At 71.1% G+C, this 25,026-nt stretch carries 27 protein-coding genes; 20 read left to right on the top strand and 7 right to left on the bottom strand.

The features are described from left to right. The first annotated feature begins 77 nt into the window (after nt 1–77). Entirely contained in the window at nt 78–668 is a 591-nt protein-coding gene (locus tag IEZ13_RS08580) for a hypothetical protein (protein ID WP_183219210.1), read from the top strand. Nucleotides 669–708: 40 nt separating this feature from the next. Here IEZ13_RS08580 and IEZ13_RS08575 read toward each other — a convergent pair whose 3' ends face one another. Beyond that, nucleotides 709–996 (bottom strand): ferredoxin, encoded by a 288-nt coding sequence (locus IEZ13_RS08575; RefSeq protein WP_183219208.1) that lies wholly within the window; start codon nt 994–996, stop codon nt 709–711. A gap of 174 nt (nt 997–1,170) precedes the next feature. On the opposite strand from IEZ13_RS08575, the gene arc reads away from it, so the two are divergent. From arc to IEZ13_RS08535, 8 genes are all read left to right on the top strand, one after another. After that, a complete protein-coding gene (gene arc / locus IEZ13_RS08570) occupies nt 1,171–2,952 on the top strand; it encodes a proteasome ATPase (protein WP_183219206.1) in 1,782 nt (593 codons plus the stop codon). 63 nt (nt 2,953–3,015) lie between these two features. After that, nucleotides 3,016–4,209 carry an acyltransferase family protein gene (locus IEZ13_RS08565; RefSeq protein WP_183219204.1) on the top strand — a complete coding sequence of 398 codons (1,194 nt, stop codon included), beginning with the start codon at nt 3,016–3,018 and terminating at the stop codon, nt 4,207–4,209. Between the two features lie 65 nt (nt 4,210–4,274). Further along, a complete protein-coding gene (gene dop, locus IEZ13_RS08560) occupies nt 4,275–5,792 on the top strand; it encodes a depupylase/deamidase Dop (RefSeq protein WP_372441851.1) in 1,518 nt (505 codons plus the stop codon). Nucleotides 5,793–5,892: 100 nt separating this feature from the next. Further along, complete coding sequence (locus IEZ13_RS08555) at nt 5,893–6,108, top strand: ubiquitin-like protein Pup (protein ID WP_106320381.1); 216 nt, start codon at nt 5,893–5,895, stop codon at nt 6,106–6,108. 143 nt (nt 6,109–6,251) lie between these two features. After that, on the top strand, nt 6,252–7,091 hold the full coding sequence (prcB, locus tag IEZ13_RS08550) for a proteasome subunit beta (RefSeq protein WP_183219202.1): 840 nt from the start codon (nt 6,252–6,254) through the stop codon (nt 7,089–7,091). A 34-nt stretch (nt 7,092–7,125) separates the two neighbouring features. Next, nucleotides 7,126–7,923, top strand: coding sequence for a proteasome subunit alpha (gene prcA, locus IEZ13_RS08545; protein WP_183219200.1), 798 nt, complete (start codon nt 7,126–7,128; stop codon nt 7,921–7,923). A 110-nt stretch (nt 7,924–8,033) separates the two neighbouring features. Beyond that, entirely contained in the window at nt 8,034–9,392 is a 1,359-nt protein-coding gene (gene pafA / locus IEZ13_RS08540; protein WP_183219198.1) for a Pup--protein ligase, read from the top strand. Nucleotides 9,393–9,418: 26 nt separating this feature from the next. Continuing rightward, nucleotides 9,419–9,619, top strand: coding sequence for a hypothetical protein (locus IEZ13_RS08535; RefSeq protein ID WP_183219196.1), 201 nt, complete (start codon nt 9,419–9,421; stop codon nt 9,617–9,619). A gap of 159 nt (nt 9,620–9,778) precedes the next feature. On the opposite strand, the gene IEZ13_RS08530 is transcribed toward IEZ13_RS08535, so the two are convergent. Continuing rightward, nucleotides 9,779–10,861, bottom strand: a complete 1,083-nt coding sequence (locus IEZ13_RS08530; RefSeq protein ID WP_183219194.1) for a DUF3866 family protein — start codon at nt 10,859–10,861, stop codon at nt 9,779–9,781. Between the two features lie 76 nt (nt 10,862–10,937). Here IEZ13_RS08530 and IEZ13_RS08525 point away from each other — a divergent pair, with 76 nt between their 5' ends. The 7 genes from IEZ13_RS08525 to IEZ13_RS08495 all read left to right on the top strand — a co-directional run bounded on the left by IEZ13_RS08525 (nt 10,938) and on the right by IEZ13_RS08495 (nt 15,722). Next, nucleotides 10,938–11,927 carry a helix-turn-helix transcriptional regulator gene (locus IEZ13_RS08525; RefSeq protein WP_183219192.1) on the top strand — a complete coding sequence of 330 codons (990 nt, stop codon included), beginning with the start codon at nt 10,938–10,940 and terminating at the stop codon, nt 11,925–11,927. Beyond that, nucleotides 11,924–12,910: a helix-turn-helix transcriptional regulator gene (locus IEZ13_RS08520; protein WP_183219189.1), complete on the top strand. Its 987-nt coding sequence runs from the start codon at nt 11,924–11,926 to the stop codon at nt 12,908–12,910. The genes IEZ13_RS08525 and IEZ13_RS08520 overlap by 4 nt, the downstream gene beginning before the upstream one ends. Nucleotides 12,911–12,925: 15 nt before the next feature. Next, nucleotides 12,926–13,171 carry a hypothetical protein gene (locus IEZ13_RS08515; protein WP_183219396.1) on the top strand — a complete coding sequence of 82 codons (246 nt, stop codon included), beginning with the start codon at nt 12,926–12,928 and terminating at the stop codon, nt 13,169–13,171. A 128-nt stretch (nt 13,172–13,299) separates the two neighbouring features. Further along, entirely contained in the window at nt 13,300–13,602 is a 303-nt protein-coding gene (gene tatA / locus IEZ13_RS08510; protein ID WP_183219187.1) for a Sec-independent protein translocase subunit TatA, read from the top strand. 9 nt (nt 13,603–13,611) lie between these two features. Continuing rightward, a complete protein-coding gene (tatC, locus tag IEZ13_RS08505; protein WP_183219185.1) occupies nt 13,612–14,559 on the top strand; it encodes a twin-arginine translocase subunit TatC in 948 nt (315 codons plus the stop codon). Nucleotides 14,560–14,598: 39 nt separating this feature from the next. Then, complete coding sequence (locus tag IEZ13_RS08500; RefSeq protein ID WP_183219181.1) at nt 14,599–15,498, top strand: diacylglycerol/lipid kinase family protein; 900 nt, start codon at nt 14,599–14,601, stop codon at nt 15,496–15,498. Nucleotides 15,499–15,539: 41 nt separating this feature from the next. Further along, the gene (locus IEZ13_RS08495; RefSeq protein WP_183219179.1) at nt 15,540–15,722 is read left to right on the top strand and encodes a hypothetical protein; all 183 of its coding nucleotides are present in this window, start codon (nt 15,540–15,542) and stop codon (nt 15,720–15,722) included. On the opposite strand, the gene IEZ13_RS08490 is transcribed toward IEZ13_RS08495, so the two are convergent. Then, entirely contained in the window at nt 15,713–16,456 is a 744-nt protein-coding gene (locus IEZ13_RS08490; protein WP_229794551.1) for an HAD family hydrolase, read from the bottom strand. The two genes, IEZ13_RS08495 and IEZ13_RS08490, sit on opposite strands and share 10 nt — an antisense overlap. A gap of 78 nt (nt 16,457–16,534) precedes the next feature. Between IEZ13_RS08490 and IEZ13_RS08485 the strand changes: the two genes are divergently transcribed. The 3 genes from IEZ13_RS08485 (at nt 16,535) to IEZ13_RS08475 (ending at nt 20,546) form a co-directional block, all read left to right on the top strand. Beyond that, nucleotides 16,535–19,288 carry a DEAD/DEAH box helicase gene (locus tag IEZ13_RS08485; protein WP_183219176.1) on the top strand — a complete coding sequence of 918 codons (2,754 nt, stop codon included), beginning with the start codon at nt 16,535–16,537 and terminating at the stop codon, nt 19,286–19,288. A gap of 98 nt (nt 19,289–19,386) precedes the next feature. Then, complete coding sequence (locus IEZ13_RS08480) at nt 19,387–20,217, top strand: ATP-binding protein (RefSeq protein ID WP_183219174.1); 831 nt, start codon at nt 19,387–19,389, stop codon at nt 20,215–20,217. Then, nucleotides 20,214–20,546, top strand: coding sequence for an STAS domain-containing protein (locus tag IEZ13_RS08475; RefSeq protein WP_183219173.1), 333 nt, complete (start codon nt 20,214–20,216; stop codon nt 20,544–20,546). Before IEZ13_RS08480 ends, IEZ13_RS08475 begins: the two co-directional genes overlap by 4 nt. A 9-nt stretch (nt 20,547–20,555) precedes the next feature. Here IEZ13_RS08475 and IEZ13_RS08470 read toward each other — a convergent pair whose 3' ends face one another. From IEZ13_RS08470 to IEZ13_RS08455, 4 genes are all read right to left on the bottom strand, one after another. Then, complete coding sequence (locus IEZ13_RS08470) at nt 20,556–21,338, bottom strand: hypothetical protein (protein WP_183219172.1); 783 nt, start codon at nt 21,336–21,338, stop codon at nt 20,556–20,558. Nucleotides 21,339–21,425: 87 nt separating this feature from the next. Beyond that, nucleotides 21,426–21,806 carry a VOC family protein gene (locus IEZ13_RS08465; RefSeq protein WP_183219171.1) on the bottom strand — a complete coding sequence of 127 codons (381 nt, stop codon included), beginning with the start codon at nt 21,804–21,806 and terminating at the stop codon, nt 21,426–21,428. 9 nt (nt 21,807–21,815) lie between these two features. Beyond that, a complete protein-coding gene (locus tag IEZ13_RS08460) occupies nt 21,816–23,495 on the bottom strand; it encodes an AMP-dependent synthetase/ligase (protein ID WP_229794550.1) in 1,680 nt (559 codons plus the stop codon). Then, the gene (locus IEZ13_RS08455; RefSeq protein ID WP_229794549.1) at nt 23,492–24,169 is read right to left on the bottom strand and encodes a TetR/AcrR family transcriptional regulator; all 678 of its coding nucleotides are present in this window, start codon (nt 24,167–24,169) and stop codon (nt 23,492–23,494) included. The genes IEZ13_RS08460 and IEZ13_RS08455 overlap by 4 nt, the downstream gene beginning before the upstream one ends. Before the next feature lie 74 nt (nt 24,170–24,243). On the opposite strand from IEZ13_RS08455, the gene IEZ13_RS08450 reads away from it, so the two are divergent. Further along, entirely contained in the window at nt 24,244–25,023 is a 780-nt protein-coding gene (locus tag IEZ13_RS08450; RefSeq protein ID WP_183219170.1) for an inositol monophosphatase family protein, read from the top strand. Nucleotides 25,024–25,026 lie beyond the last annotated feature (3 nt).

The raw sequence follows: 25,026 nt of genomic DNA, 5'->3' as shown, positions 1-25,026 counted from the left end.
GTCTCCATTGCGGTCCGGTAGGTTCCTAGCGATCGGGAGGTTCCTAGCGATCGGGACGACACGGAGGAGCGCCAGTCATGAGTTCTCCGCCCTTCGGCGGCAGCAACGAGATGCCCGCGGTCTTCCCGGACTGGTCGCCCTACCCGGATCTGGACTCGGCGGCCCGCGCCTACCTGCGTGATCCCGAGGTGGCGCTGGAGGCGCTGTTCGGGGTGCTGCGCGGCGCCCAGGTGCTGTGCTTCACCCTGGAGCGCTTCGTCAACGAGGTGAACGGGGTGTGGCAGGAGGTCGTCGTCTGCGACGGCAGCCGGCTGGTGCTGTGGCACGGGGAGGACGTGGCTCCCGGCGACGGCCCGGCCGGCGCGATGACCTCGTCGCTGCGGGTGGTGCCGCTGTCCACGGTCACCGAGGTGGGCTGCCGGCGGCGGCTGACCCGCACCCCGAACGGGCAGGCCCGGGTCGACAGCATCGACGTCTACCTGCTGCTCAGCTCGGTCGACGACGCGGTGTCGCCGCCCGGGGTGGGCGAGGAGGAGGGCCGTGCCCCGCTGCGGCACGACGCGCTGCGCTTCGGCAAGACGCTGGACGACGGCGGGCCCGGTCAGATCGCCCGGCTCGAGGAGTTCTCCCGGGTGGTGGCGTCCCTGGTCGGGCGTCCCACCCTCTGACCGTCACTCACCTTCACTCGCGCGCTCGCGCGGGGGACGGTCAGTCGGCGCCGGGGCCGGCGACCGCCGTGCCGTCGGAGGCCCGGACCACGTGGATGCAGTCGCCCGGGCATTCCTTCGCCGAGTCGACGACCTCGAGAAACAGACCCCTGGGCACCCCTACCCGGGCCCCCGGTTCCTGCCGCAACTCGCCGGAGTGGTCTTTCACATAGGCGAGTCCGTCGATGTCCAGTTCGAACACCTCCGGGGCGTACTGCACGCAGAGTCCGTCACCGGTGCACAGGTCCTGATCGATCCAGACGCGCAGCTCATCAGTGTCAGCGGACACTCCTACCTCCCACAACCGGTGAGGCCTGACGGTACCGGAAGTCTGTCCGACCGGCTCAGGTGCGGTCGGACCAATCGATCAAGAGTCGGTGACGAGGGTGTTGCATGGGTCAAAATCGGTTTCCGAACGGCTAGTGTTGACCCAAGACGTTCGAGCCCCCCGGGGAGGTGGGACGTGGCACGTAGCGACGAAGCGGACTCCCGCGCCGCGCGAGCGGAGAAGGAAGTCAACGATCTCTCGAGTCAGGTCGCGTTTCTGCAAGAGGAACTCGCTCTGGTCCGGCGGAAGTTGACGGAGAGCCCCCGACACCTCCGGCAGCTCGAGGAACGGCTCGCGGCAACGCAGGCGCAGCTGGCCCGAGTGACCGAGAACAACGAGCGGCTCGTGGCGACCCTCAAGGAAGCCCGGGCCCAGATCGTCACTCTCAAGGAAGAGATTGACCGGCTAGCCCAGCCGCCCAGCGGCTACGGCGTGTTCCTGTCGGCCCACGAGGACGGCACGGTGGACGTGTTCACCGGTGGCCGCAAACTGCGGGTGGCGGTCTCGCCGTCGCTCGCCACCGACGAGCTCCAGCGGGGCCAGGAGGTCCTGCTGAACGACGCTCTCAACGTCGTCGACGCGTTCGGCTTCGAACGCACCGGCGAGGTGGTGCTGCTCAAGGAGGTCCTGGACAACCCGTCGGGTGGTCCGGCCGACCGGGCGCTGGTGGTGTCGCACGCCGACGAGGAGCGCATCGTGTTCCTCGCCGACTCGCTCGAGATCACCAAGCTGCGCGCCGGCGACTCGTTGATGATCGAGCCGCGCTCGGCGTACGCCTACGAGCGGATCCCGAAGAGCGAGGTCGAGGAGCTCGTCCTGGAGGAGGTCCCCGACGTCGACTACGGCGACATCGGTGGCCTGCACTCGCAGATCGAGCAGATCCGCGACGCGGTGGAGCTGCCGTTCCTGCACGCCGACCTGTTCCGGGAGCACCAGCTGCGCCCGCCCAAGGGGATCCTGCTCTACGGCCCGCCCGGCTGTGGCAAGACCCTGATCGCCAAGGCGGTGGCCAACTCGCTGGCCAAGAAGATCGCCGAGCGGCGGGGCGAGGAGAAGCACACCAGCTACTTCCTCAACATCAAGGGCCCGGAGCTGCTGAACAAGTACGTGGGTGAGACCGAGCGGCACATCCGCCTGGTCTTCCAGCGTGCCCGGGAGAAGGCCGGCGAGGGCACCCCGGTGATCGTGTTCTTCGACGAGATGGACTCGATCTTCCGGACCCGTGGCTCGGGTGTCTCCAGCGACGTGGAGAACACGATCGTTCCCCAGCTGCTCAGCGAGATCGACGGTGTCGAGGGCCTGGAGAACGTGATCGTCATCGGCGCCTCCAACCGGGAAGACATGATCGACCCGGCGATCCTGCGGCCCGGCCGTCTCGACGTGAAGATCAAGATCGAGCGCCCGGACGCGGAGGCGGCGAAGGACATCTTCGCCAAGTACATCCTGGCCGACCTGCCGCTCAGCTCGGACGACCTGACCGAGCACGGCGGCAACCGGGACGCCACGGTGGCCGCGATGATCGAGGCCGTCGTCCTGCGGATGTATACGGAGACGGAGGAGAACCGCTTCCTGGAGGTCACCTACGCCAACGGTGACAAGGAGGTCCTGTACTTCAAGGACTTCAACTCCGGCGCGATGATCCAGAACATCGTCGACCGTGGCAAGAAGATGGCGATCAAGGAGTTCCTCACCTCCGGCAAGAAGGGGCTCCGGCTGCAGCACCTGCTCGACAGCTGCGTCGACGAGTTCCGGGAGAACGAGGACCTGCCGAACACCACCAACCCCGACGACTGGGCCCGGATCTCCGGCAAGAAGGGCGAGCGGATCGTCTACATCCGCACCCTCGTCTCCGGCGGCAAGGGCGCCGAGGCCGGCCGGTCCATCGAGACCGCCACCAACACCGGTCAGTACCTGTAACCAGCACGTGCGGTTGACGGGGCCGGAGGGTTTCCCTCCGGCCCCGTCCTCGTTCAACCCCGTATGACCCGCCTAGCCTGGCTCGACGCGCTTCGCGGTTGGGCCGCGGTCACCGTGGCCGTCTTCCATCTCAGCCCGGCGGTGCTCGGCGGCGACCGCCACCTGAGCCTCTACCACGCCTTCGATCTGGGCCGGTACGGCGTCCTGCTGTTCTTCCTGGTCAGCGGCTACGTCATCCCGATGTCCCTGGAACGGCACGGCTCGCTGCGGCGCTTCTGGACCGGCCGTCTCCTGCGGATCTATCCCGCCTATCTGGTCGCCGCCGTGGTGGGGCTCGTCCTGGGCGCGGCCGGGCTGCTGCGGATGCCCGCCCAGCTGACCACCGAGACCGCCGCCAGCGTCGCCGGGCACGTCACCATGCTCCAGGACCTGCTGGGCGTCCGGGGCGTGCTGCGGCCGTTCTGGACGCTCTCCTACGAGATGGTCTTCTACCTGTTGACCGCCGGGCTGTTCGCCTGGGGACGGCACCGCTGGAGCGCGTGGTGGGCGGCCGGGCTCACCGCGGTCGCCGCCGTGGTGGCGCTGCCGGACGACCTGCTCGGCGGGACCGTGGGGCAGCGCCGGATCACCGCCGTGGCGGTCCTGGTGCTTCTGATCGGCGTCGTCACGGCGTACCTCACCGAGTCGAAGGCCGTGTCGCTCGTGGCCGCCGCCGGAGGTCTCGGCGCGGCCGCCCTCCCGCTGGTGAACGGCTCGGCCACCGGTGGGGTGACCGGCGCGTCCTCGGCCCAGGCCACGCAGATGCTCGCGGTGATGTTCGCCGGAACCGTGCTCCACCGGATGCGGCACCGGCTGATCGGCCGGCTGCCGGCCGCGGTGGCCCTGACCGTCGTCCTGGCCGGCGCCGCGGTCCATCTGGGACCGGCGGTCGTCCTCGCGGTCGCGGTCACCTTCGGCGCCGGCTACGCGCTGAGCGAACGGCGCCCGCCGGCCGTGCTGGTGTGGTTCGGCGAGGTCAGCTATTCGCTCTATCTGCTCCATATCCCGGTCCTCGCGGTGGCCGTGCACGTCTCCGACCGGCCGCTGATCATCGCGCTGCTGTTCACGGCGGGTGCTCTCGGCGCGGCCTGGGCAGGTCACCGGTATGTGGAGCGTCCGGCCCAGGCGCTCGCCCGCCGGCTCCCGGTGATCAACATCGCCACGCAAGGTACCGACGCGCGCACGGGCAGCTTCGGAAAGCGCCGTGAGAGCGTCTAGGCTCGATGCATGAGCAGGCTTGGCCTCGTGGCGGACAGCGCGGTCCTAAAGAACAGGGTGGTCGCATGAGCGTTCGACGGATTATGGGCACCGAGGTGGAGTACGGAATCTCGGTGCCCGGTCAGCCCGGCGCCAATCCGATGGTCACGTCGTCCCAGGTGGTCAACGCCTACGGCGCCCGCCCCGAGCTCAACCGCAACGGCCGCGCGCGCTGGGACTACGAGGAGGAGTCCCCGCTGCGTGACGCGCGGGGCTTCACCTACTCCGGCGCCGCCTACGACCCGGCGGAGGCCCTCGCCGACGAGGATCTCGGCCTGGCCAACGTGATACTGACCAACGGCGCGCGGCTCTACGTGGATCACGCCCACCCGGAGTACAGCACGCCCGAGGTGACCAACCCGCTGGACATCGTGAAGTGGGACAAGGCGGGCGAGCGGGTGATGGCCGAGGCGTCGCGGCGGGCCGCCACCATCCCGGGCGCCCACCGGATCCAGCTCTACAAGAACAACACCGACAACAAGGGCGCATCGTACGGCGCCCACGAGAACTACCTGATGCGCCGGCAGACCGCGTTCGCCGACATCGTCGCCCACCTCACCCCGTTCTTCGTGACCCGGCAGATCTACTGTGGCGCCGGGCGCGTCGGCATCGGGCAGGACGGCGGCGGCTCCGGCTTCCAGATCTCCTCCCGCGCCGACTTCTTCGAGGTCGAGGTGGGTCTGGAGACGACCCTGAAGCGGCCGATCATCAACACCCGGGACGAGCCGCACGCCGACGCCGACAAGTACCGCCGGCTGCACGTGATCATCGGCGACGCCAACCTCTCCGAGATCGCCACCTACCTCAAGGTCGGCACCACCGCCCTGGTGCTGAACATGATCGAGGAGAAGGTGTTCACCGGCGAGCTGGGCATCGCCGACCCGGTCTCCGAGCTCAAGGCGGTCAGCCACGACCCGGCGCTGGGGCACCTGATGCGGCTGCGCGACGGCCGCCGCCTCACCGCGCTGGACCTCCAGTGGGCCTACTACGAGCGCGCCCGCCAGTTCGTCGACGACCGGTACGGCCAGGATGCCGACGAGCAGACCCTCGACGTCCTGGACCGCTGGGAGGACATGCTGGACAAGCTGGGCCGCGACCCGATGCTGCTGTCCGACAGCCTGGACTGGGTGGCCAAGCTGCGGCTGCTGGAGGGCTACCGGGAGCGGGAGAACCTCGGCTGGTCCTCGCCCAAGCTCCAGCTCGTCGACCTGCAGTATTCGGACGTGCGCCCGGAGAAGGGCCTCTACCATCGCCTGGTGGCCCGCGGGTCGATGAAGACCCTGCTGGACCCCGACGACACGCAGCGCGCGATGTACGAGCCGCCGGAGGACACCCGGGCCTACTTCCGGGGCCGCTGCCTGGCGCAGTACGCCTCCGAGGTGGTCGCCGCCAGCTGGGACTCGGTCATCTTCGACGTCGGCCGGGAATCGCTGGTGCGAGTGCCGATGATGGAGCCGGAGCGGGGCACCAAGAAGCATGTCGGCCAGCTCTTCGACACGTGCGAGAGCGCCAAGGACCTGCTCGAGGTGATCACGAGCCGGTAATAAAACACCCGTTCCGGCGGGCCTTTTCGTCATAGGCGCGAGGTAGGTTTTTTCCAACCCGATGGTGCAGGACTTCGGGTGGCTTCAGAAGGGGGCATCCATGGCAACCCGAGACACAGGTGGTCAGTCGCAGAGCGGGAAGGGCCGCAGCGACCAGGAGATCGAGGACGTCACCGTCGAGGCCAATCCCGAGGTCGCCGAGCGGCATGCGGAGATCACCGAGGACGTCGACGACCTGCTGGACGAGATCGATTCCGTCCTGGAGGAGAACGCCGAAGAGTTCGTGAGGGGATACGTCCAAAAAGGCGGTCAGTGACCGGTTTGTCCGCTTGTAAGTGACCGGACGCCGCCGTTTCGGCGGCGTCCGGCATTTCCTCAAGACATGTCGATGGCGTTGATCGCAACCACTCGCTTCGGCGGGATATTGTGCGTCAACTGCACGTATCTGAAAGGAACCACGTGGCGACGGGCTTTGATCCATCCGGGCGTCTACCGGATTTCTTCACCAGCACTTCGACGTCCTCCTTCACGCAGTTCCTGAGCCAGGCCGCCCCGGAGCTGCTACCGGGCCGGCGGCCGCTTCCCTCGGGCCTGTCCGCGGACATCGCGCCGCACGGCACCACGATCGTCGCGATCGCGACGGCCGACGGTGTGGTGATGGCCGGTGACCGCCGGGCGACCATGGGCAACCTCATCGCCAGCCGGGACATCAAGAAGGTGCACCCGGCCGACGCCTACTCGCTGATCGGCATCGCCGGGACGGCCGGCATCGGCATCGAGCTGATCCGCCTGTTCCAGGTGGAGCTCGAGCACTACGAGAAGATCGAGGGCACCATGCTCTCGCTCGACGGTAAGGCGAACCGTCTGGCGGCCATGGTGCGCGGCAACCTCGGCGCGGCGATGCAGGGCCTGGCCGTGGTGCCGCTCTTCGCGGGCTTCGACCTGTCCCCGTCCGACCCGGCGCGGGCCGGGCGGATCTTCAGCTTCGACGTGGCCGGCGGGCTCTACGAGGAGACCGGCTACGAGGCGATCGGCTCCGGCTCGCTGTTCGCGAAGTCGGCGCTGAAGAAACGCTACCGGGCCGGGCTGAGCACCGACGACGCGATCAACCTGGCGGTCGAGGCGCTGTACGACGCGGCCGACGACGACACCGCGACCGGCGGGCCGGACGTGACCCGCAAGATCTACCCGGTGGTGATGACCGCGACGGCGTCCGGCACCCACCGCCTCAGCGACGAAGAGATCACCACGGTGGCCGAGCGGGTCGTCGCGGGCCGTGTGGAGAACCCGGGCGGCTGACCCGCGCTTTTCGAGAAAGAGGAGGTAGCCACCCGTGGCAATGCAGTTCTACGCGTCACCCGAGCAGGTCCAGCGGGACCGCTCGGAGTACGCCCGCAAGGGCATCGCCCGCGGCCGGTCGGCCGTGGTGCTCACCTACGAGGGCGGCATCCTGCTGGTCGCCGAGAACATCACCACCCTGCGCAAGATCAGCGAGATCTACGACAAGATCGCGTTCGCCGCGGTGGGGCGGTACAACGAGTTCGAGGCGCTGCGGCGGGGTGGCGTCCGGATGGCCGACATGGTCGGTCTGAGCTACGACCGGCGGGACGTGACGGGGCGGGCGCTCGCCAACACGTACACGCAGACCCTCGGCGCCATCTTCTCGGAGACGCAGAAGCCGTACGAGGTGGAGATCTGCGTGGCGCAGGTCGGCGTCTCACCGGAGGCCGACGAGCTGTACCGGATCACCTATGACGGCTCGGTCATGGACGAGCCCGGCTTCATGGCGATGGGCGGCCAGGCCGAGGCGATCGGCAACGTGCTGCGCGAGCGGCACGACGCGACGGCCGAGCTGACCGTGGCACTGGCCCTGGCCGCCGAGGCGCTCGGCAGCGTCGGCGGGGAGAACGGCCAGGCCCGCACGCTGACGCCGAAGCAGCTCGAGGTGGCGGTCCTGGACCGGCGGCGGCCGGGCCGGGCGTTCCGGCGGATCACCGGGGCGGCGCTGACCACCCTGCTCGGGCACGAGGCGGTGCCGGAGGCGGAGCTGGGCGACGTCGACGCGGCGCCACCCGCTCCGGCCGAGGGCAAGCCGACCGAGTCGGCCGCGTCGGAGGACACCGAGAAGTAGCCGTTCCGTCGCACGATCGCGGGGCGTGGTCACCTGGACCACGCCCCGCTGTCATGGAAAGGGTCGGTTGTGGGTGCCGCTGAACCGGTCCTTACCGGTAGTGTTTCGTCATGGAACGGCGAATTTTCGGCCTCGAGACCGAGTACGGAGTCACGTGCACCTATCGGGGGCAGCGGCGGCTGTCTCCGGACGAGGTGGCCCGCTACCTGTTCCGCCGAGTGGTGTCCTGGGGACGCAGCAGCAACGTGTTCCTTCGTAACGGCGCACGCCTCTACCTCGATGTCGGTTCCCACCCTGAGTACGCGACCCCCGAATGCGACTCCGTCACCGACCTGGTCGCCCACGACCGGGCCGGCGAGCGGATCCTCGAAGGCCTGCTCGTCGACGCGGAGAAGCGTCTGCACGACGAGGGCATCGCCGGGGAGATCTACCTCTTCAAGAACAACACCGACTCCGCCGGCAACTCCTACGGCTGCCATGAGAACTACCTGGTCAGCCGGCACGGCGAGTTCGGCCGGCTGGCCGACGTGCTCATCCCGTTCCTGGTGACCCGCCAGCTCATCTGCGGCGCCGGCAAGGTGCTCCAGACCCCGCGCGGCGCGGTGTTCTGCCTCTCCCAGCGCGCCGAGCACATCTGGGAGGGCGTCTCCAGCGCCACCACCCGGTCCCGGCCGATCATCAACACCCGCGACGAGCCGCACGCGGACGCCGAACGCTACCGCCGCCTCCACGTGATCGTCGGCGACTCGAACATGAACGAGGTCACCACGCTGCTCAAGGTGGGCAGCGCCGACATCGTGCTGCGCATGATCGAGGCCGGCGTGGTGATGCGCGACCTGACCTTGGAAAACCCGATCCGGGCCATCCGCGAGGTCAGCCACGACATCACCGGCCGCCGCAAGATCCGCCTGGCGAACAACAAGGAGGTCTCCGCGCTGGAGATCCAGCAGGAGTACCTCGCGAAGGCCACCGAGTTCGTCGAGCGCCGCGGCGGCGACCCGGTCGCCAAGCGGGTCGTCGAGCTGTGGGGCCGCGTCCTCAGCGCGATCGAGAGCGGCGACCTCGACCCGGTCTCCCGCGAGATCGACTGGGTCTCCAAGTACAAGCTGATCGAGCGCTACCAGGCCAAGCACGAGATCCCGATGTCGCACCCGCGGATCGCACAGCTCGACCTCGCCTACCACGACGTGCGCCGGGGCCGCGGCCTCTACGCACTCATGGAGAAGCGCAAGCAGGTCGACCGGATCGCCAACGACCTGCAGATCTTCGAGGCCAAGGAGACGCCACCGCAGACCACGCGGGCGCGCCTGCGCGGCGAGTTCATCAAGCACGCCCAGGAGAAGCGGCGCGACTTCACCGTCGACTGGGTGCACCTCAAGCTCAACGACCAGGCGCAGCGCACGGTCCTCTGCAAGGACCCGTTCCGCGCCTACGACGAGCGGGTGGAGCGACTGATCGCCAGCATGTGACGCTGGTGGAATAGGCTGGCCGGGCCATGACGACACCCGGCCGGCCCGAACCACCCGAGCGCTCGGAGCGCGAAGTCCGCTTCCGGCGCGCCGAACGCCGCCGCGAGAAGATCTACCACGACATCCAGCGCGATCGCGCCGGCAACCACCGCATCCCCACGTGGGTGCTGGCCACCGTCCTGGCCCTGATCCTGGCCGGCTGGGCCTATCTGATCATCACTTCCTGACGCGACTTCGACGATCAAAATCGATGTCGTAGCGGGGTGGTGGGTCCAGACCGCCGCTCCCGCCGAGGGCCCGGCGCGTCTCGCTGGCCGCTGGCGCGTCCAGGGCGCGAGCCGCACCGGGCGACGTGCGTGAGCGGTCGCGCTCGAAAACCCGGCCGGTCAGGCCAGCAACGCCGCGGCGTGACGGCCCGCGGCCGCGGCGGCCAGGAAGTAGCCGTGATCCTGGTCCAGCTTGCGGCCCATCGTGGAGAGCGGGACCGGGCAGGCCCGCAGCGCCGCGTCCAGGCCGGCGGTGGCGACGCGGACCAGGCGGTGCCGCCCGCTCAGCGGGGCGAGCGCGGCGTCGACCAGGGCGGCCAGTTCGGGCTCCAGGCCGTCCGGCACCGGCAGGTCGGCGGGGACGAGAGCGACCTTCCCGTACGCCGTGAGGCTGTGATGCGACACGCCACGGTGCCGCTCGCGACCGTCGCCGTCGGAGATCCGCAGTGAGCCGACCGGCCGCCCGCCCAGCACCGCGACCGCGTTGATCGCCTCGCCCAGGGCCACCCCGGAGAACCCCCAGGTGGTGCCGGTGCCCAGGTTGCCCGGCCCCTGGGCGACGATGGTCACGTCGGCGTGCAGCACGTGCCGGGCGGCGAGCAGCCCGGTGTGCACGGTGCTCGCCTCCAGGTCGCCGCCGAACGCCTGCCCCGTGGTGACCGTCCCGGCGAGATGGCCGCGCAGCCCGTCGAGGGTGCGGGAGAACCAGGCCGGCAGCGCCCCGCCGTCGGTCATCAGGTAGGCCACCCGGGCGTCCGGCCGGTCGGCGTGGACCCCGGCCAGGATCGCCGGCAGCGCCGAGTGCAGGTCGGCGGTGACCACCGGCATCCCGTCGATCGACTCGGCGGCGGCCAGCACCTCCCGGTACGGCGACGCCTCCTCGTCCACGCCTAGCCGGATCGCCTGCAACGGGGTGTACCGGGCCTTCACGAGGTGCCCGTCGTCGCGGGTGCCGCCGTCGCCGGCCGGATCCGCGGGCAGCCGGTCGGGAAGGGCGACGACCAGCGCGTACCCCCCGGTGCCGAGGCCCATCACCAGCGCGCCGACGTTGAGCAGCACCCGGTCGCCGGGCTCCGGGCTGCCGACCAGATCGGGGTAGGCGAGGGCGCGCAGCGGGCCGTCGGTGGTGCTGACCTCCAGCTCGACGGCCCCGTGCCAGCTGCGCCGCACCGCCTGGACCGTCCCGGACCGCCATCGCACCATGCGGCGAACCCTACAAGGTTGCGGGGGCAGTGACGCCTGACAGTCCCTCGGCCGGGTGCTGCTAGCGTTGCCACTCGTGTCGCGCACTCGTACCGAGCGCCTGGTGAATCTGGTCATCTGCCTCCTGTCGACGCGGCGGTTCCTGACCGCCGCGCAGATCGCCCTGACCGTGCCCGGTTACGAGCACGACCCGTCGGACCCACGTGACCACGAGGCGTTCCAGCGCAAGTTCGAACGGGACAAGGCCGAGCTGCGTGAGCTGGGCGTGCCCCTGGAGACCGGTACGGCGAGCATCTTCGACCAGGAGCCCGGCTACCGGATCGCCCAGCGTGAGTACGCGCTGCCCGACATCCTTCTCGAACCGGACGAGGCGGCCGCCGTCGGCATCGCGGCCCGCCTGTGGCAGCACGCCGGTCTGGCCGCCGCGGCGTCGTCCGGGCTGGCCAAGCTGCGGGCCGCCGGCGTCGAGGTGGATCCGCAGGCCACCCTCGGCGTGGAGCCGGTGGTGACCGTCGACCCGTCGTTCGGGCCGCTCACCTCGGCCGCCCGGGAGCGCCGCGCGGTCACCTTCAAGTACCGGGTGCCCGAGGTCGACGAGCCCAGCACACGCCGCCTCGAGCCGTGGGGCGTGGTCTGCTGGCGCGGCCGGTGGTACGTGGTGGGCCACGACCGTGACCGGGCCGCCACCCGCTGCTTCCGCCTGTCCCGCATCGTCGGCGAGGTCAAGGCCACCGGCCGCCCGGGCGCCTTCGAGCCGCCCGTCGGCGCGGACCTGATCAGCCACGTGGCCCGCTCGTCCGGGCCGATCGCGCGCAACGGCCGGGCCACCGTGACGGTCCGCCCCGGCCGGGCCGCCGGGCTGCGCCGGATGGCCGCCGAGGTGACCCCGGGGCCGGACGGCGACCGGCTGACCATCAGCTACGGGGACGTGGATTGGCTGGCCTCGCGGATCGCCGGGTACGGCCCGGACGCCCGCGCCGACGGCCCGCCTGAGCTGCGCGACGCCGTCATCCAGCACCTGAAGGAAATGATCGCCCGGCACGAGACCCCGGCGGTGCCGGCATGAGCGCGCGGACGCCTTCCGCGGACCGGCTCGGGCGGCTGCTGAACCTGGTGCCGTACCTGCTGGCCCGGCCCGGGATCCTGATCTCCGAGGCGGCCGCCGACCTGGACGTCACCGACAAGCAGCTGCGCGAGGACCTGGAGCTGCTCTGGGTGTGCGGGCTGCCCGGCTACGGTCCCGGTGACCTGATCGACATGGCGATCGACGGCGACCACGTGACGATCAGCCACGACGCCGGCATGGACAAGCCGCTGCGGCTCAACCCGGACGAGGCCCTCGCCCTGGTGGTGGCGCTGCGGATGCTCGCCGAGACGCCCGGCATCGGCACCCGGGACGCGATCGAGCGGGCCCTCGCCAAGATCGAGAACGCGGCCGGTGACCTGGCGGACGCCCCGGTGGCCGTCAAGCTGCCGGCGAACCAGGAGCGGCTCGCCAAGGTCCGGGCCGCGGTCGCCTCCGGCAACGCGCTGCGGCTCACCTACTACACCCCGTCGCGGGACGAGACCACCGATCGGGTGGTCGACCCGATGCGGATGCTGATGGTCGGCGGCTTCAACTACCTGGAGGCGTGGTGCCGCCGGGCCGAGGCGACCCGGCTGTTCCGGATCGACCGGATCGACGCGTTCAGCGAGCTGGACGAGCCGTCCGCGCCGCCGGTCGGCGCGGTGCCGCACGACGTCACCGGCGGCGTCTTCCACCCCGGCCCGGAGCTGCCGCTGGTCACCCTGCGGGTGGGCCGCGGCGGGCGCTGGATCACCGAGTACTACCCGGTCGAGCAGGTCGTTCGGGAGGGCCCGGAGTGGCTGGTCACGATGCGGGTCACCGACCTCGGCTGGGCTCAGCGGTTCCTGGCCGGCCAGGGCCGCGACGTCACCGTGGTGGGCCCGCCCGAGCTGCTGGAACGGATCCGTGCCCAGGCCGCGACCGCCCTCGGCCAGTACGCCGCGCCGCACGGCCTCGCGGCGGACCGTCCGGCGGCCGGATAGGGTGGCCGCGTGCTGATGTGGGTCTGGATCGCCGTGGTGGCGGTCGCGCTGGTGGTCCTGGTCGTCGCCGGGACGAGACTGCTCGGGCGGCTGAGGGTCCTGGAGCGCGCGGCCCGGCGGTTGCGGCATCGCCAGGAGCAGGCGCTCGCCCTCCAGGCCAAGGCCGAGGTGATGCAGGAGACGATGCTCGCCGTGCAGGAGCGGGCCGAGCGGGCGCAGGGGACGGTGGAGCAGATCAAAGCCGGTCTGGGCCGCCGGTAGACAGTTCCCGGCCCGTTGTCCGGACCTTCCGAAGGTCATAAGAAACCGGAAGGATCCGGAGGGCAACATCCCGGGGATCCACACGTACGATGGACCCCGCAACCTGATCCGACCGACTGGAGTCTCCCATGGGCGCCCTCAAGCCATGGCACATCATTGTTCTCGTTGTTGTGCTTGTCCTGCTCTTCGGCGCGAAGCGACTGCCCGACGCGGCGCGGTCCCTCGGCCGTTCGCTGCGGATCATCAAGGCGGAGACGAAGGGCCTCGTCGACGACGACAACAACGTCGCGGAGAAGGCGGAGCCGCAGCACAGCCGCACCCCGCTCCAGGGCGAGGTGCAGCAGCCGTACCAGCAACAGGGCTACCAGCAGCCCCAGCAGCCGCCCGCCCAGCCGTACGTGGACCCGGTGCAGCGCACCAACGACCGCTGACCCGGGCCGATGGCACTGAGCCTTCGGAAAAACACGGGACCCAGTAAGTTCCAGCAGGCCGCCGACGGCTCCATGACGCTCATCGAGCACGTCCGCGAGCTGCGAAACCGGCTGTTCTACGCGTCCGTCGGCATCGTGGTCGGCCTGATCGTCGGTTTCATCCTCTCCGATTGGGCCTTCGACCTGCTGGCAGCTCCCTACTGCGGGCTCGACTCGTCGTGGACGCTGGGGGAAGTTGGCCAGGGCAAGTGCAACTTCCTCACGCTGGGTGCGACCGACCAGCTGGTCCTGAAGTTGAAGATCGCGCTCTGGCTCGGCCTGATCATCGGCGCGCCCGTCTGGCTCTATCAGCTGTGGGCGTTCATCGCGCCCGGCCTGCACCGGCACGAGCGCAAATGGGCGTACGTGTTCGTCGCGATCGCCGCGCCCCTGTTCATCGGCGGCGCCACCCTGGCCTACTTCGTGGTGCAGCACAGCCTCGAATTCATCATGACGGCCGGCGTCATCGGTGAGACGACGCAGCTGGAGATCACGGCGTACACCGGCTTCATCACCAGCATGATCATGATCTTCGGCGCGGCGTTCGAGTTCCCGCTGGTCCTGCTGATGCTGAACTTCACCGGCGTGGTCAGTGCCCGGCGGCTGCTCAGCTGGTGGCGGACCGTGGTCTTCCTGTCGTTCGCGTTCGCCGCGATCGCCACCCCCGACCCCGGTCCGTTCGGCATGACGCTGCTGGCCGCCTGCCTGTCACTGCTCTACTTCATCGCCGTCGGCGTGGCGTTCCTTAACGACAAGCGCAAGGGCCGCGGCAAGGAGATCTACGCCGGGCTCGACGACGACGCGATCTCCGTGCTGGAGGAGGAGCGGGTGCCGATCGGTGCCTCCGACCCGGTCGAGACGCCGGCCCCGGTGGAGAAGCCGATGCCGATCGAGCGCCGGTTCGACGACATGACCTAGTCTCGCCCGGTCGCCGCCGTGGGTATAACGTTCGCGGCTGTGACGAGCGACTTCATCGCGGTGCTGGCCAACCCCTCGGCGGGGCGGGGCCGGCACCGCGGTCTGCTTCCGGGAGTGTTGGAGGCCCTCGGGACGGCCGGGCACCCGGTGCGGCTCCTGGACGCCGGCAGCAGTGCCGAGGCCGAGCTGGCCTGCCACCGGGCGGTCGCCGACGGGGCCGCCGCGGTGGTCGCGGTCGGTGGCGACGGCACGGTGCACCGGGCGCTCCAGTCGGTCGTCGGGCAGGAGGCCGGCTTCGGGGTGGTGCCGGCCGGGACGGGCAACGATTTCGCGAGCGCGGTGGGCGTACCCCATGATCCGCTGAAGGCCGCGGAGGCGATCGCCGAGGCCCTCCGTGAGCAGCGGGACCACCGGTTCGATCTGGCCCGGACCTCTGACGCCCGGGGTGAGCGGCGATGGTTCTGCGCGGTCCTGGCCGGCGGATTCGACGCGCTGGTCAACGAGCGCGCCAACCGGATGCGCAGGCCCTCCGGGCCGCGCCGCTACGACCTGGCGATCCTGCTGGAGCTGGCCCGGCTGCGGGCCCGCGACTACACGGTGCACACCGACGGCGCCGTCCATCATCTGCGGGGCGAGATCGTGGCGGTGGGCAACTGTCCCAGCTACGGCGGCGGCCTGCGGATCGTGCCGGACGCCGACCCGGCGGACGGCCTGCTCGACGTCATCTTCGCGACCACGCTGGGGCGCGCGGCCATCACGCGGCTGAAGCCGCGCCTGCGCAACGGCACCCACGTCACCGATCCGCGGATCACCGTGCTGCGGGCGCGCGAGGTGCGGATCGAGGCGGAGGGCATCATCGGGTACGCCGACGGCGAGCGTCTCGGCCCCCTGCCGGTCGAGGTGAGCTGTGTGCCGGGTGCGGTCCGGTTGCTCCGCTGACCACGGGGTCAGATCTCGGTGGGCGCGCCGAACCGTAAGGCATGACGAACTCGATCGGCAGCAGTGTCCCCTCGGTGACCACCCGCGCGGCCTCCCTGTTCGGGGGCGCCAAGGAGGCACTGAGGGCGATCGCCGACGCGGCGGTCAGCCCGCAGGACGAGGCGCCGGCCGCCGAGGCGGCGAAGAAGGGCCGCCAGGGGACCGTCCTGGACCGTTACGCCTGACCGGCCAGCGCCAGCGCCAGCACCGCGGACAGCCCGTTGGGCCGGCCCGGGTCGGCGGCGGGCAGCACCAGCGTGGCCAGCCCCGCATCGACGGCGCCCGCGTCGGCCGGGGTGTCACCGACCATGAGCGCCCGCTCCGGGTCGACGCCGAGCAGGCCGCACGCCCGGTAGAAGATCATCGGGTCGGGTTTGATCCGCCCGATCTCGTAGCTCAGCGCGTAACCGTCGACGAACCCGTCCAGCCCCCAGGCGGCGAACAGCGGCCGGATGTCGAAGGCGATGTTGCTGACCACCGCCACCTTCACCCCGGCCTCGTGGAGTTTGCGCAGCGTCGGCTCGGTCTCCGGGTACGGCAGCCAGCCCTCCGGCAGCAGCAGCCGCTCGTAGAGGGCGTCCGCGAGCCCCGCCACGTCGGTGTGGACGGTCGCGGCCAGACCGGTGTAGGCGGCGCGGTGACTGTGCGGGTACAGGTCGCGGTCGGCCCAGTGCTCGGCCAGGTGCGGCGGCACCCGGTGCGGCAGCGGCCCGCCGGCCCGCCCGGCGGTCGTCAGACGGTCGGCCAGAACCGTCGCCCGGCCCCGGTCCAGTTCGGTCCCGCACGCGGCGGCCGCGGCGATCACCCAGGTCAGCGGATCCTCCACCTGGGCGAGTGTGCCGTGAAAGTCGAAGAGCACGGCCTCGACGGGCCGCACCGGACGGTTTGGAGGATTCGAGGCAAGCGGCACGCCGTGCACCTTACCGAGCGGTCCCGGCGGACCTTGCGGCCCTATACCGTGGTGCGAATTGTCGTACGCACGAACTAGCCTTGGGTCATGACTAGTCCCGCCGAGAATTACGCGGCATCCAGACGGCGGGCGGCGCGGGTCGCCACCTATCCGGCCCTCGAGGATTTCATGCTCGACGTCGGCTTCGACCTGGACGACTTCCAGCGCGAGTCCTGCGAGGTGCTGGAGCGCGGCAGCGGGGTCCTGGTCTGCGCTCCGACCGGCGCCGGCAAGACCGTGGTCGGCGAGTTCGCGGTGCATCTGGCCCTGCGCTCGGGGGAGCGCAAGTGCTTCTACACCACGCCGATCAAGGCGCTGTCCAATCAGAAATACCACGATCTCGTGGCCCGCTACGGCGCCGACAAGGTCGGCCTGCTGACCGGCGACAACGCGATCAACGGGGACGCCCCGGTGGTGGTGATGACCACCGAGGTGCTGCGCAACATGCTCTACTCCGGCTCCGACCAGCTGCGCAATCTGGCCTATGTGGTGATGGACGAGGTGCACTACCTCGCCGACCGGTTCCGGGGCGCCGTCTGGGAAGAGGTGATCATCCACCTCCCGGTGTCGGTCACCCTGGTCTCGCTGTCCGCGACGGTCAGCAACTACGAGGAGTTCGCCGACTGGCTGGTCACCGTCCGGGGGCAGACCGAGGTGGTGGTCAGCGAGCACCGGCCGGTGCCGCTCTGGCAGCACATGCTGGTCGGCCGACGGATGTTCGACCTGTTCCACGACGCCGACGCGGCCCGCAAGCACGACGTGCATCCCGAGCTGCTGCGCTACACCCGGGAGATGGACCGCCGGCTCGAGTTCACCGACCGGGCGAGCAGCGGCTGGCGGGGCGGGCGCGGCAAGCGCTGGCAGCCACCGCCCCGGGCCGAGGTGGTCGACCGCCTGGAGCGGGGCGGCCTGCTGCCGGCGATCCTGTTCATCTTCAGCCGGGCCGGCTGTGACGCGGCGGTCAAGCAGTGCCTCGACGCCGGGCTGCGGCTCACCGACCCGGAGGAGCGGGCCGAGATCCGCCGGATCGTGTCGGCCAAGGTGGCCGCCATCCCGTCCGAGGACCTGTCGGTCCTGGGCTACTGGGAGTGGCTCGACGGCCTGGAGCGCGGCGTCGCCGCCCACCACGCCGGCATGCTTCCCGCCTTCAAGGAGGCGGTCGAGGAGTGCTTCGTCAAGGGCCTGGTCAAGGCGGTGTTCGCCACCGAGACGCTGGCGCTGGGCATCAACATGCCGGCCCGCTGCGTGGTGCTGGAGCGCCTGGTCAAGTTCAACGGCGAGGCGCACGTCGACCTCACCCCGGGGGAGTACACGCAGTTGACCGGCCGGGCCGGGCGCCGCGGCATCGACGTCGAGGGCCACGCGGTGGTGCTGTGGAGCCCCGAGGTGGACCCGCGGCACGTGGCCGGGCTCGCCTCCACGCGGACCTATCCGTTGCGGTCGTCGTTCCGGCCGTCGTACAACATGGCGGTCAACCTGGTCGGCTCGGTCGGCGCGGAGAAGTCCCGGGAGCTGCTGGAGTCGTCGTTCGCCCAGTTCCAGGCGGACCGGTCGGTGGTCGGCCTGGCCCGGCAGGTGCAGCGCAACGTCGAGACCATGGAGACGTATGCCGAGGACGCCGCCTGCCATCACGGCGACTTCGACGAGTATTTCGGGATCCGGGTGGCCATCGCCGACCGGGAGAAGTCGCTGTCGCGCCAGGGCGTCCAGCAGCGCCGGTCGGCGGCCGTCGACTCGCTGGAGCGGCTGCGGACCGGTGACGTTATCCGGGTGCCGCAGGGCCGCCGGGCCGGGCTGGCCGTGGTCGTCGAGCCGGCGACCGGCGGGTTCGGGGAGCCCCGGCCACTGGTGCTCACCCAGGACCGGTGGGCCGGCCGGGTCAGCCCCGGCGACTTCGGCGGGCAGGTCGAGGTGCTGGCCCGGGTGCGGGTGCCGAAGAACTTCAACCACCGCTCGCCGGGCGCCCGCCGGGATCTGGCCGCCCAGGTCAGCGCCACCGGGCTGGACCGGCATCCGGACCGTCGCCGGGCCGGCCGCGGCCGCGCCAACCCGGGTGAGGACGCGGAGATCGCCCTGCTCAAGGTGAGGATGCGGCAGCACCCCTGCCACGCCTGCCCGGAGCGGGAGGACCACGCCCGCTGGGCCGAGCGGCGGCACCGTCTGCACCGCGACACCGAGACGTTGCGGGCCAAGGTGTCCGGGCGCACCGGCTCGCTCGCCCGGACGTTCGACCAGGTCTGCGCCGTCCTGACCGCCCGCGGCTACCTCTCCTCCGACGGTGAGGTGACCGAGGCCGGCCGGATGCTCGGCCGGATCTGGTCGGAGGCCGACCTGCTGGTCGCCGAGTGCCTGCGCCAGGACGTGTGGGAGGGGCTGGCCCCCGACGAGCTGGCCGCGGCCGTGTCGATGGTGCTCTACGAGTCCCGCCGTGAGGGCGAGGACCGCGCCTCGGTGCCGAAGGGCCCGGTCAGCGGCGCCGTCGACGCCTGCGCCAAGCTGTGGGGCGAGATCGCGGCCGACGAGTCGGAGCACGGGCTGTCGCTGACCCGCGAGCCCGACGCCGGCTTCGTCTGGCCGATGTACCGCTGGGCCCGGGGTGAGCCGCTGGCCCGGGTGCTGGCCAGCGGCCACTACGACGCCGACATGCCGGCCGGCGATTTCGTCCGGTGGGCCCGCCAGGTGCTCGACCTGCTCGGCCAGGTGAAGGACGCGTCCGCCGCCTCGCCGAGCGTGCGGGAGACGGCCCGCAAGGCGATCAGCGCGGTCAACCGGGGGGTGCTGGCTCTGCAGAGCGCCCTGTAGATCGTGGCGGATGGTGAATCACCGTTGACGGTATCTCCCGGATAATCCAAGAATTGCGGCGGCGGCATCGATGTTGCTGATTTCCGGGAGAAGAGGGTATGAGCGCGGGCTCACCGCACCTGATCGGGTGGTCCGGTGATGCGGTGGCGGATTCGGTGCTGGCCGTCATCGACGCGGACACCGCGGTCATCGAGCTGTCCGTGTGGGGCGGCTGGGACCGGCGACGGTCGGTGCAGGCCCGTACCGTGCTGGACAAATGCCTGGCCGAGCACCCGACCGGGGTGATCGTGGACCTGCACCGGCTGCGTGACCCGCACGCGGTGAGCGCGCCGCTGTGGTTGACCGCGTGCGCCCAGGGGGCCGCCCTGCAACCGCCGGTCGCGGTCGCCGTCTGCGTGCCGGCGAACGCGCCGGTGGCCCGGCGGCTGCGGCGTCTCGGCGCCCGGGACTGGCTGGTGCTGTACGCGACCGTGTCGCAGGCCCGGGCCGCACTGGCCGGCCGGAACGCGCTGCCGGACCGGCTGCACCTGGCCCTGCCCCCGGACCCGGCGGCCGCGGTGCAGGCCCGGTCCCTGGTCACCGACGCCTGCGCCGGCTGGGGCCTGGGCCACCTGTGCGAGCGGGCCCGCCTGGTGATCTCCGAGCTGGTGGTGAACGCGGCCGAGCACGCCGGCACCGACATCGAGGTGGTGGTGTCGTCGCGTGGCTCCGGGCCGGCGGCCGCGCTGCACCTGGCCGTCTACGACGGTGACCTGGTGCTGCCCCGGGTCTGTGATCCGGTGCCCGGCCCGCTCGGTCCGTCGCTGGTCGACCGGGGCCTGGGGCTGCGGATCGTCGGGTCGGCGGCGTCGGCGTGGGGCGCCCTGCCGGCACGCGGCGGCAAGCTGGTCTGGGCGATCATCCGGTCCCGCCCGGAGGCGCCGTCGTGACCGGGACGCGGATCGCCGGCAGCCGGCAGGGCGACCGCCTGCTGATCACCCTCCAGGGCAGCCTGGACGCCATGTCGGTGGAGGCGTTGCAGACTCAGCTCTACGACCTGACCCGGGTGCACGACCTTATCGGGTTCGGCGACCCGGTCCGGCAGATCCACATCGACGTGGCCGGGGTGGACTTCTGCGACGCGGCCGGGTTGCGGATGCTGGTGGCGGCCCGGCGGGTGGCGGAGGCCCGGCAGGCGACCTGCCACCTGCACGATCCGCAGCCGCACCTGCGATGGCTGCTGCGCGCCACCCGGGCCGCCGACCTCTTCGACATGTGACCGCGGCCGCTACTTCTTGTCGTAGTAGAAGTCCCAGGCCTCGCCGTAGTTGGACGGCTTCTTCACCCCGGACGGCTTGCCGTGGCCGCTGAGCCGGGTGGTCATCGTCAGCGCGCCGTCGCTGTCGCGCAGCGTCACGCCGATGGAGGTGACCCAGCCGGCCGGGTCGGTGGTCGCGGTGAACTGGGCGTTGCCGCCGAACCAGACCGAGATGGCCGGGGTGCCGACCGGCAGGAAGCCGTCGTTGAACTTGTCGCCCTCGATGTCGAGGGTGCCGGCGAACGCGTTCGGCCCGGTGCTGCGGACCTGGTCGACCGACGAGGTGAACCGGGACAGGCCGGTCGGGTCGGTCATGTCGAACCAGTACAGCGAGTCCTTCTTGATCCGCTTCAGGTCGAGGTGCACCCAGGTCTCGTTGCTCTTCTCTCGCGAGTACAGGTCGGTGCCGACCACGATCCGCTGGGACTGGTCGGCCTCCTTGCCGGTGATCTTGTACTTGACGCTGAGGCGCTTGGCCTTCGGGTCGAACGTCCCGGAGCCGGCGACCTTCTGCTTGTCCGGCACGTCACCGGTCACGCTGAACCGGTAGGTGCTCTTACGGGACTTCTCCAGCGCCGCGAGCAGCTGATCGCGGGCCGGGGCTCCGGTCGGGCTCGGCGCGGCGGCGGCCGACGTGGACTCGGTGCCCGGCGTGGACGCGGGCGCGGACGCCCGCTCGACGGCCGGGGTGGTGCACCCGGCGGCCAGCGCGACGGTGGCGAGAGCGAGCAGGGCAGGGCGAGATGGCGACATGTTGATTCCCCCATGGATCGACGCATCCAAAACCCTATGTGATCGCGCAACCGGTATAGGTGCAGGCCGGGCCGGGTGCGGCCCAGGTCACGCCCAGGTCCGGGCCTCTGCGTCGAACAGGCCGGGCGGGCTCTGAACCGGCACCACACAGAGCAGGTGACCGCCCGGCCCCCGCAGCGTCTTGTGGCCGCCGTGGTCGGCGACCATGGTGGCGCCGAGCCCGGTCAGCCGGGCGGTCTCGGCCGGCACGTCGTCGGTCTCGATGTCGACGTGGTAACGGGGCTCGCCACCGATCGCCTGCACGTCCACGGCCAGGCCGGGGAACGCGCCGGCGAGCGCGGTGAACTCCTCCTCCCCGGGGACCGGCTGGGCGGCGACCCCGAACACGCCGCCCCAGAACGCGGCGGCGGCGGGCGCCTGATCGGCCGGCGTGTCCATGAAGATTCCGAAAAGGCGGCTGCGATGCATGATCGGACCCTAGGTGTAGAGACCGTCCAAACGCGACCGGTAGCGCTCCTCGGCCTTCCGGCGGCGCAGCTTCATCGACGGGGTGAGCAGGCCGCTCTCCACGTCCAGGTGCTCGTCGAGGATCAGGAACCGCTTGACCGTCTCCCACGGGTTGAGACCGGCGTTCAGCCGCTCGACGCAGGCCGCGACCTCGGCCTCCACCTCGGGCGTACGGGTGATCTCCGGATCCAGGTCGATCAGCGCGGTGATGTACTTCCGGCCGTCGCCGTGGATCAGGATCTGGCTCGCCACCGGGCAGATCGCCTTGAACCTCGCCTCGATCGCCTGCGGGGCCACGTACTTGCCGTTCGACGTCTTGATCAGGTCCTTCTTGCGGTCGGTGATCCGCAGCGAGCCGCTCTCGGTGATCTCGCCGATGTCGCCGGTGTGCAGCCAGCCGTCCACAAGGGTCTCGCCGGAGTCCAGCCCGTGGTAGCCGCTCATGATGCCGGGGCCGCGCAGCAGGACCTCCCCGTCCTCGGCGATCCGTACGTCGGTGCCGGGCAGCGGGCGGCCCACGGTGCCGTAATCCGGGGCATCGGGGCGGTTGAAGACCGTGGTGGCGCAGGTTTCGGTCATCCCGTACCCCTCGGCGATCGGCAGGCCGACGGCGCCGAACCAGGCCGCGATGTCCGGGGAGAGGGCGGCGGCGCCGGAGATGAAGAACCGCATCCGCCCGCCGAACCGGGCCCGCACCTTCGACAGCACCAGCCGGTCGGCCAGCACGTTGCGGTGCCCGGCCTTGACCGCCCAGGCGAACAGGCGGCCCTTGAGACCACCGCCGACCGACGCGCCGACCCCGGCGTACACCTTCTCGAAGATCCGCGGCACGGCCGGCATGATGGTCGGCCGCACCTCGGCGAGCCGCTGGACGATCCGGCTCACGTCGCCGTCCACGGCGAACTCGAAGCCCACCGACAGCTGGCAGGACAGCAGCGCCTTGCCGAAGGCGTGCGACAGCGGCAGCCACAGGTAGCCGACGTCGTCGGTCCGCAGGAAGCCCATCGCCTGGATCGCCAGGCCCTGGTAGACCCACGCGCCGTGGGTGATCCGCACGCCCTTGGGCAGGCCGGTGGTGCCGGAGGTGTAGATCAGTGTGGCCAGGTCGTCCGGACCGACCGCGTCCGTGGTCCGTCGCACCAGCTCCGGATCGGCGGCCAGCGCCTCCCGGCCGGCGGCCCGCAGCTCGCCGAGGCCGTCCATCCGGAACACCCGCTCCACGTGCGGGCCGACCTTCGCCTCCTGGGCGGCGTCCGCCACGAACGCGAACCGGCTGCCCGAGTCGGTGAGGATGTGCGCCACCTCCTCCGCCGACGACGACGGGTAGACGGTGGTGGTGGCGCCGCCCGCGCACATCACCCCGAAGTCCACCTCGATCCACTCGACGGAGGTGCCGGACGCGATCGCCACCCGGTCCTCCGGGCGCAGGCCGAGCGTGATCAGTCCCGCCGCGATCTCCCGGACCGCTGACGCGGTCTCCGCCCAGGTCTGCGCGATCCACCCACCCTCGCTGCCGGGTCGCCGATAGGCCACTTCATCGGGGGTACGGGCGGCGCGCCGCAGGAACATCGCACCGAACGACGACGGACTGTCCCGCCGTAGATCGTCGAGGCGGGCCTGCTCGACCGCGGGGGCGGCACAGATCGTCACACTCTCTCCTCTGCTGGGCTCTGCACCATCCGGCACAGCCAGGTGGACAGTTCCGGGACCAGGGCCGACAGGCCGGGTACGGGTTCGGCGTCGAGGGCGTCCGACGCGATCTGCCGCAGCGCGTAGATCGCCCCGACATAGGCGCTCAGCGGGGTGTCCCCGATCGTGCCGGGGAACCGCCGTTCCCGCAGCTCGCGGATGAACCCGGCCAGGTGGGTGAGCGCGGCGCGCCGCCGGTCGCGGGCCGCCCGGCCCAGCGCGTCCATCTCCACCCCGAACGCGCGGGCCGCCACCAGGTCGCTCTCGAGGGTGCCCAGGTAGGCGGCCACGAACTCGCGCACGCAACCGGGCCAGTCCTCGCCCCGGTTCGCCGCCACCGTCAGCCGGGCCAGGAACACCGCGATGAACCGGTCGTAGGCGGCGTGCACGCAGGCGTCCTTGTCGGCGAAGCACTCGTAGAACGCCGCCCTCGACACCGCGGCCCGGGCGCAGATCTCGCGCACCCCGAAGCCCCGGTAGCCCCCGGCCGCCAACAGCTCGGTGGCGGCGATCATCATCCGCTCCCGCTGGGCGGCCACCACCTGCTCACGGGCCAGCACGTGCCGGCCCCGGGGCAGGCCGGCCGGCACGGTGAAGATCACTCCGTCGGTGATCCGGTCCATCTGAGTACGCATTGTTACTTCAAGATTCCCATGACGTTCTCGTTACATGGGACAACCCCTCGGGGTGCCGCGGGCAGGATGGGTGCGTGGCTGATGATCTGAGACTCGCCCAGGACGCCGCCCTGGCCGGTGCCGCCGAAGGCCTCCGGCACTTCGCGGCCCTCGCCGGGCTGCCGCGTGAGGTCAAGGCCGACGGGTCGGTGGTGACCGCCGCCGACCGGGCCGTCGAGGTCCGGATCCGGGAGGTCCTCGCCGCCGTCCGGCCGGGGGACGCGATCCTCGGCGAGGAGCACGGCGAGACCGCCGGCGCCGAGGGCCGCCGCTGGATCATCGACCCGATCGACGGCACCCATCTCTTCGTCGAGGGCGACGACCGGTGGCTCGTGCTGATCGCCCTCGAGGAGCGGGGCGAGATCAGCGTCGGCGTCGCGGCGGTCCCGGCCCAGGGGCGGATCTGGTGGGCCGAACGCGGCGGCGGCGCCTGGGAGGGCCGGATCCAGGACGGCCGGATCCTCGGCGGAGACCGGATCCGGGTCGCCAGCGCCGGGCCGGTGGAGCTGGCCGGGAGCCGGCTCGGCGTGGTGCCGGACTGGGGACGCGACACGGTCGCGCCTCTCATCGAGGCGGCCGACGAGCGTGGGTGGGCGGTGCAGCCGGCGCTCCTGGTGGCCCGGGGCGAACTGGATCTGGCGGTGCAGACCGGTGGCCAGATCTGGGACTTCGCGGCCACCTCGCTGATCGTGACCGAGGCCGGCGGCGACTACCGGGGGCTGGACGGGCGGACCCGGCCGGGGCCGGGGGCGGCACTGTATTCCCGGAGTGCGGAGTTGGTTGATAACGCCTTGAAGGTGCTCAACGCTCGCTAGCGT

The organism is Actinoplanes campanulatus (genome assembly GCF_014647795.1).
Classification (GTDB): domain Bacteria; phylum Actinomycetota; class Actinomycetes; order Mycobacteriales; family Micromonosporaceae; genus Actinoplanes; species Actinoplanes campanulatus.
Note: the sequence above shows the minus strand (reverse complement) of the source record. Positions and strands in the feature narration are given on the sequence as shown.

Coding starts and splice junctions, on each gene's coding strand:
- IEZ13_RS08470 (WP_183219172.1), bottom strand. CDS start 21,338: ATGTCGCCATCTCGCCCTGCCCTGCTCGCTCTCGCCACCGTCGCGCTG.
- IEZ13_RS08495 (WP_183219179.1), top strand. CDS start 15,540: ATGACGAACTCGATCGGCAGCAGTGTCCCCTCGGTGACCACCCGCGCG.
- IEZ13_RS08530 (WP_183219194.1), bottom strand. CDS start 10,861: ATGGTGCGATGGCGGTCCGGGACGGTCCAGGCGGTGCGGCGCAGCTGG.
- IEZ13_RS08520 (WP_183219189.1), top strand. CDS start 11,924: ATGAGCGCGCGGACGCCTTCCGCGGACCGGCTCGGGCGGCTGCTGAAC.
- IEZ13_RS08580 (WP_183219210.1), top strand. CDS start 78: ATGAGTTCTCCGCCCTTCGGCGGCAGCAACGAGATGCCCGCGGTCTTC.
- pafA (WP_183219198.1), top strand. CDS start 8,034: ATGGAACGGCGAATTTTCGGCCTCGAGACCGAGTACGGAGTCACGTGC.
- IEZ13_RS08565 (WP_183219204.1), top strand. CDS start 3,016: ATGACCCGCCTAGCCTGGCTCGACGCGCTTCGCGGTTGGGCCGCGGTC.
- IEZ13_RS08535 (WP_183219196.1), top strand. CDS start 9,419: ATGACGACACCCGGCCGGCCCGAACCACCCGAGCGCTCGGAGCGCGAA.
- tatA (WP_183219187.1), top strand. CDS start 13,300: ATGGGCGCCCTCAAGCCATGGCACATCATTGTTCTCGTTGTTGTGCTT.
- IEZ13_RS08455 (WP_229794549.1), bottom strand. CDS start 24,169: ATGCGTACTCAGATGGACCGGATCACCGACGGAGTGATCTTCACCGTG.
- IEZ13_RS08515 (WP_183219396.1), top strand. CDS start 12,926: ATGTGGGTCTGGATCGCCGTGGTGGCGGTCGCGCTGGTGGTCCTGGTC.
- IEZ13_RS08465 (WP_183219171.1), bottom strand. CDS start 21,806: ATGCATCGCAGCCGCCTTTTCGGAATCTTCATGGACACGCCGGCCGAT.
- IEZ13_RS08480 (WP_183219174.1), top strand. CDS start 19,387: ATGAGCGCGGGCTCACCGCACCTGATCGGGTGGTCCGGTGATGCGGTG.
- IEZ13_RS08555 (WP_106320381.1), top strand. CDS start 5,893: ATGGCAACCCGAGACACAGGTGGTCAGTCGCAGAGCGGGAAGGGCCGC.
- dop (WP_372441851.1), top strand. CDS start 4,275: ATGAGCGTTCGACGGATTATGGGCACCGAGGTGGAGTACGGAATCTCG.
- tatC (WP_183219185.1), top strand. CDS start 13,612: ATGGCACTGAGCCTTCGGAAAAACACGGGACCCAGTAAGTTCCAGCAG.
- IEZ13_RS08485 (WP_183219176.1), top strand. CDS start 16,535: ATGACTAGTCCCGCCGAGAATTACGCGGCATCCAGACGGCGGGCGGCG.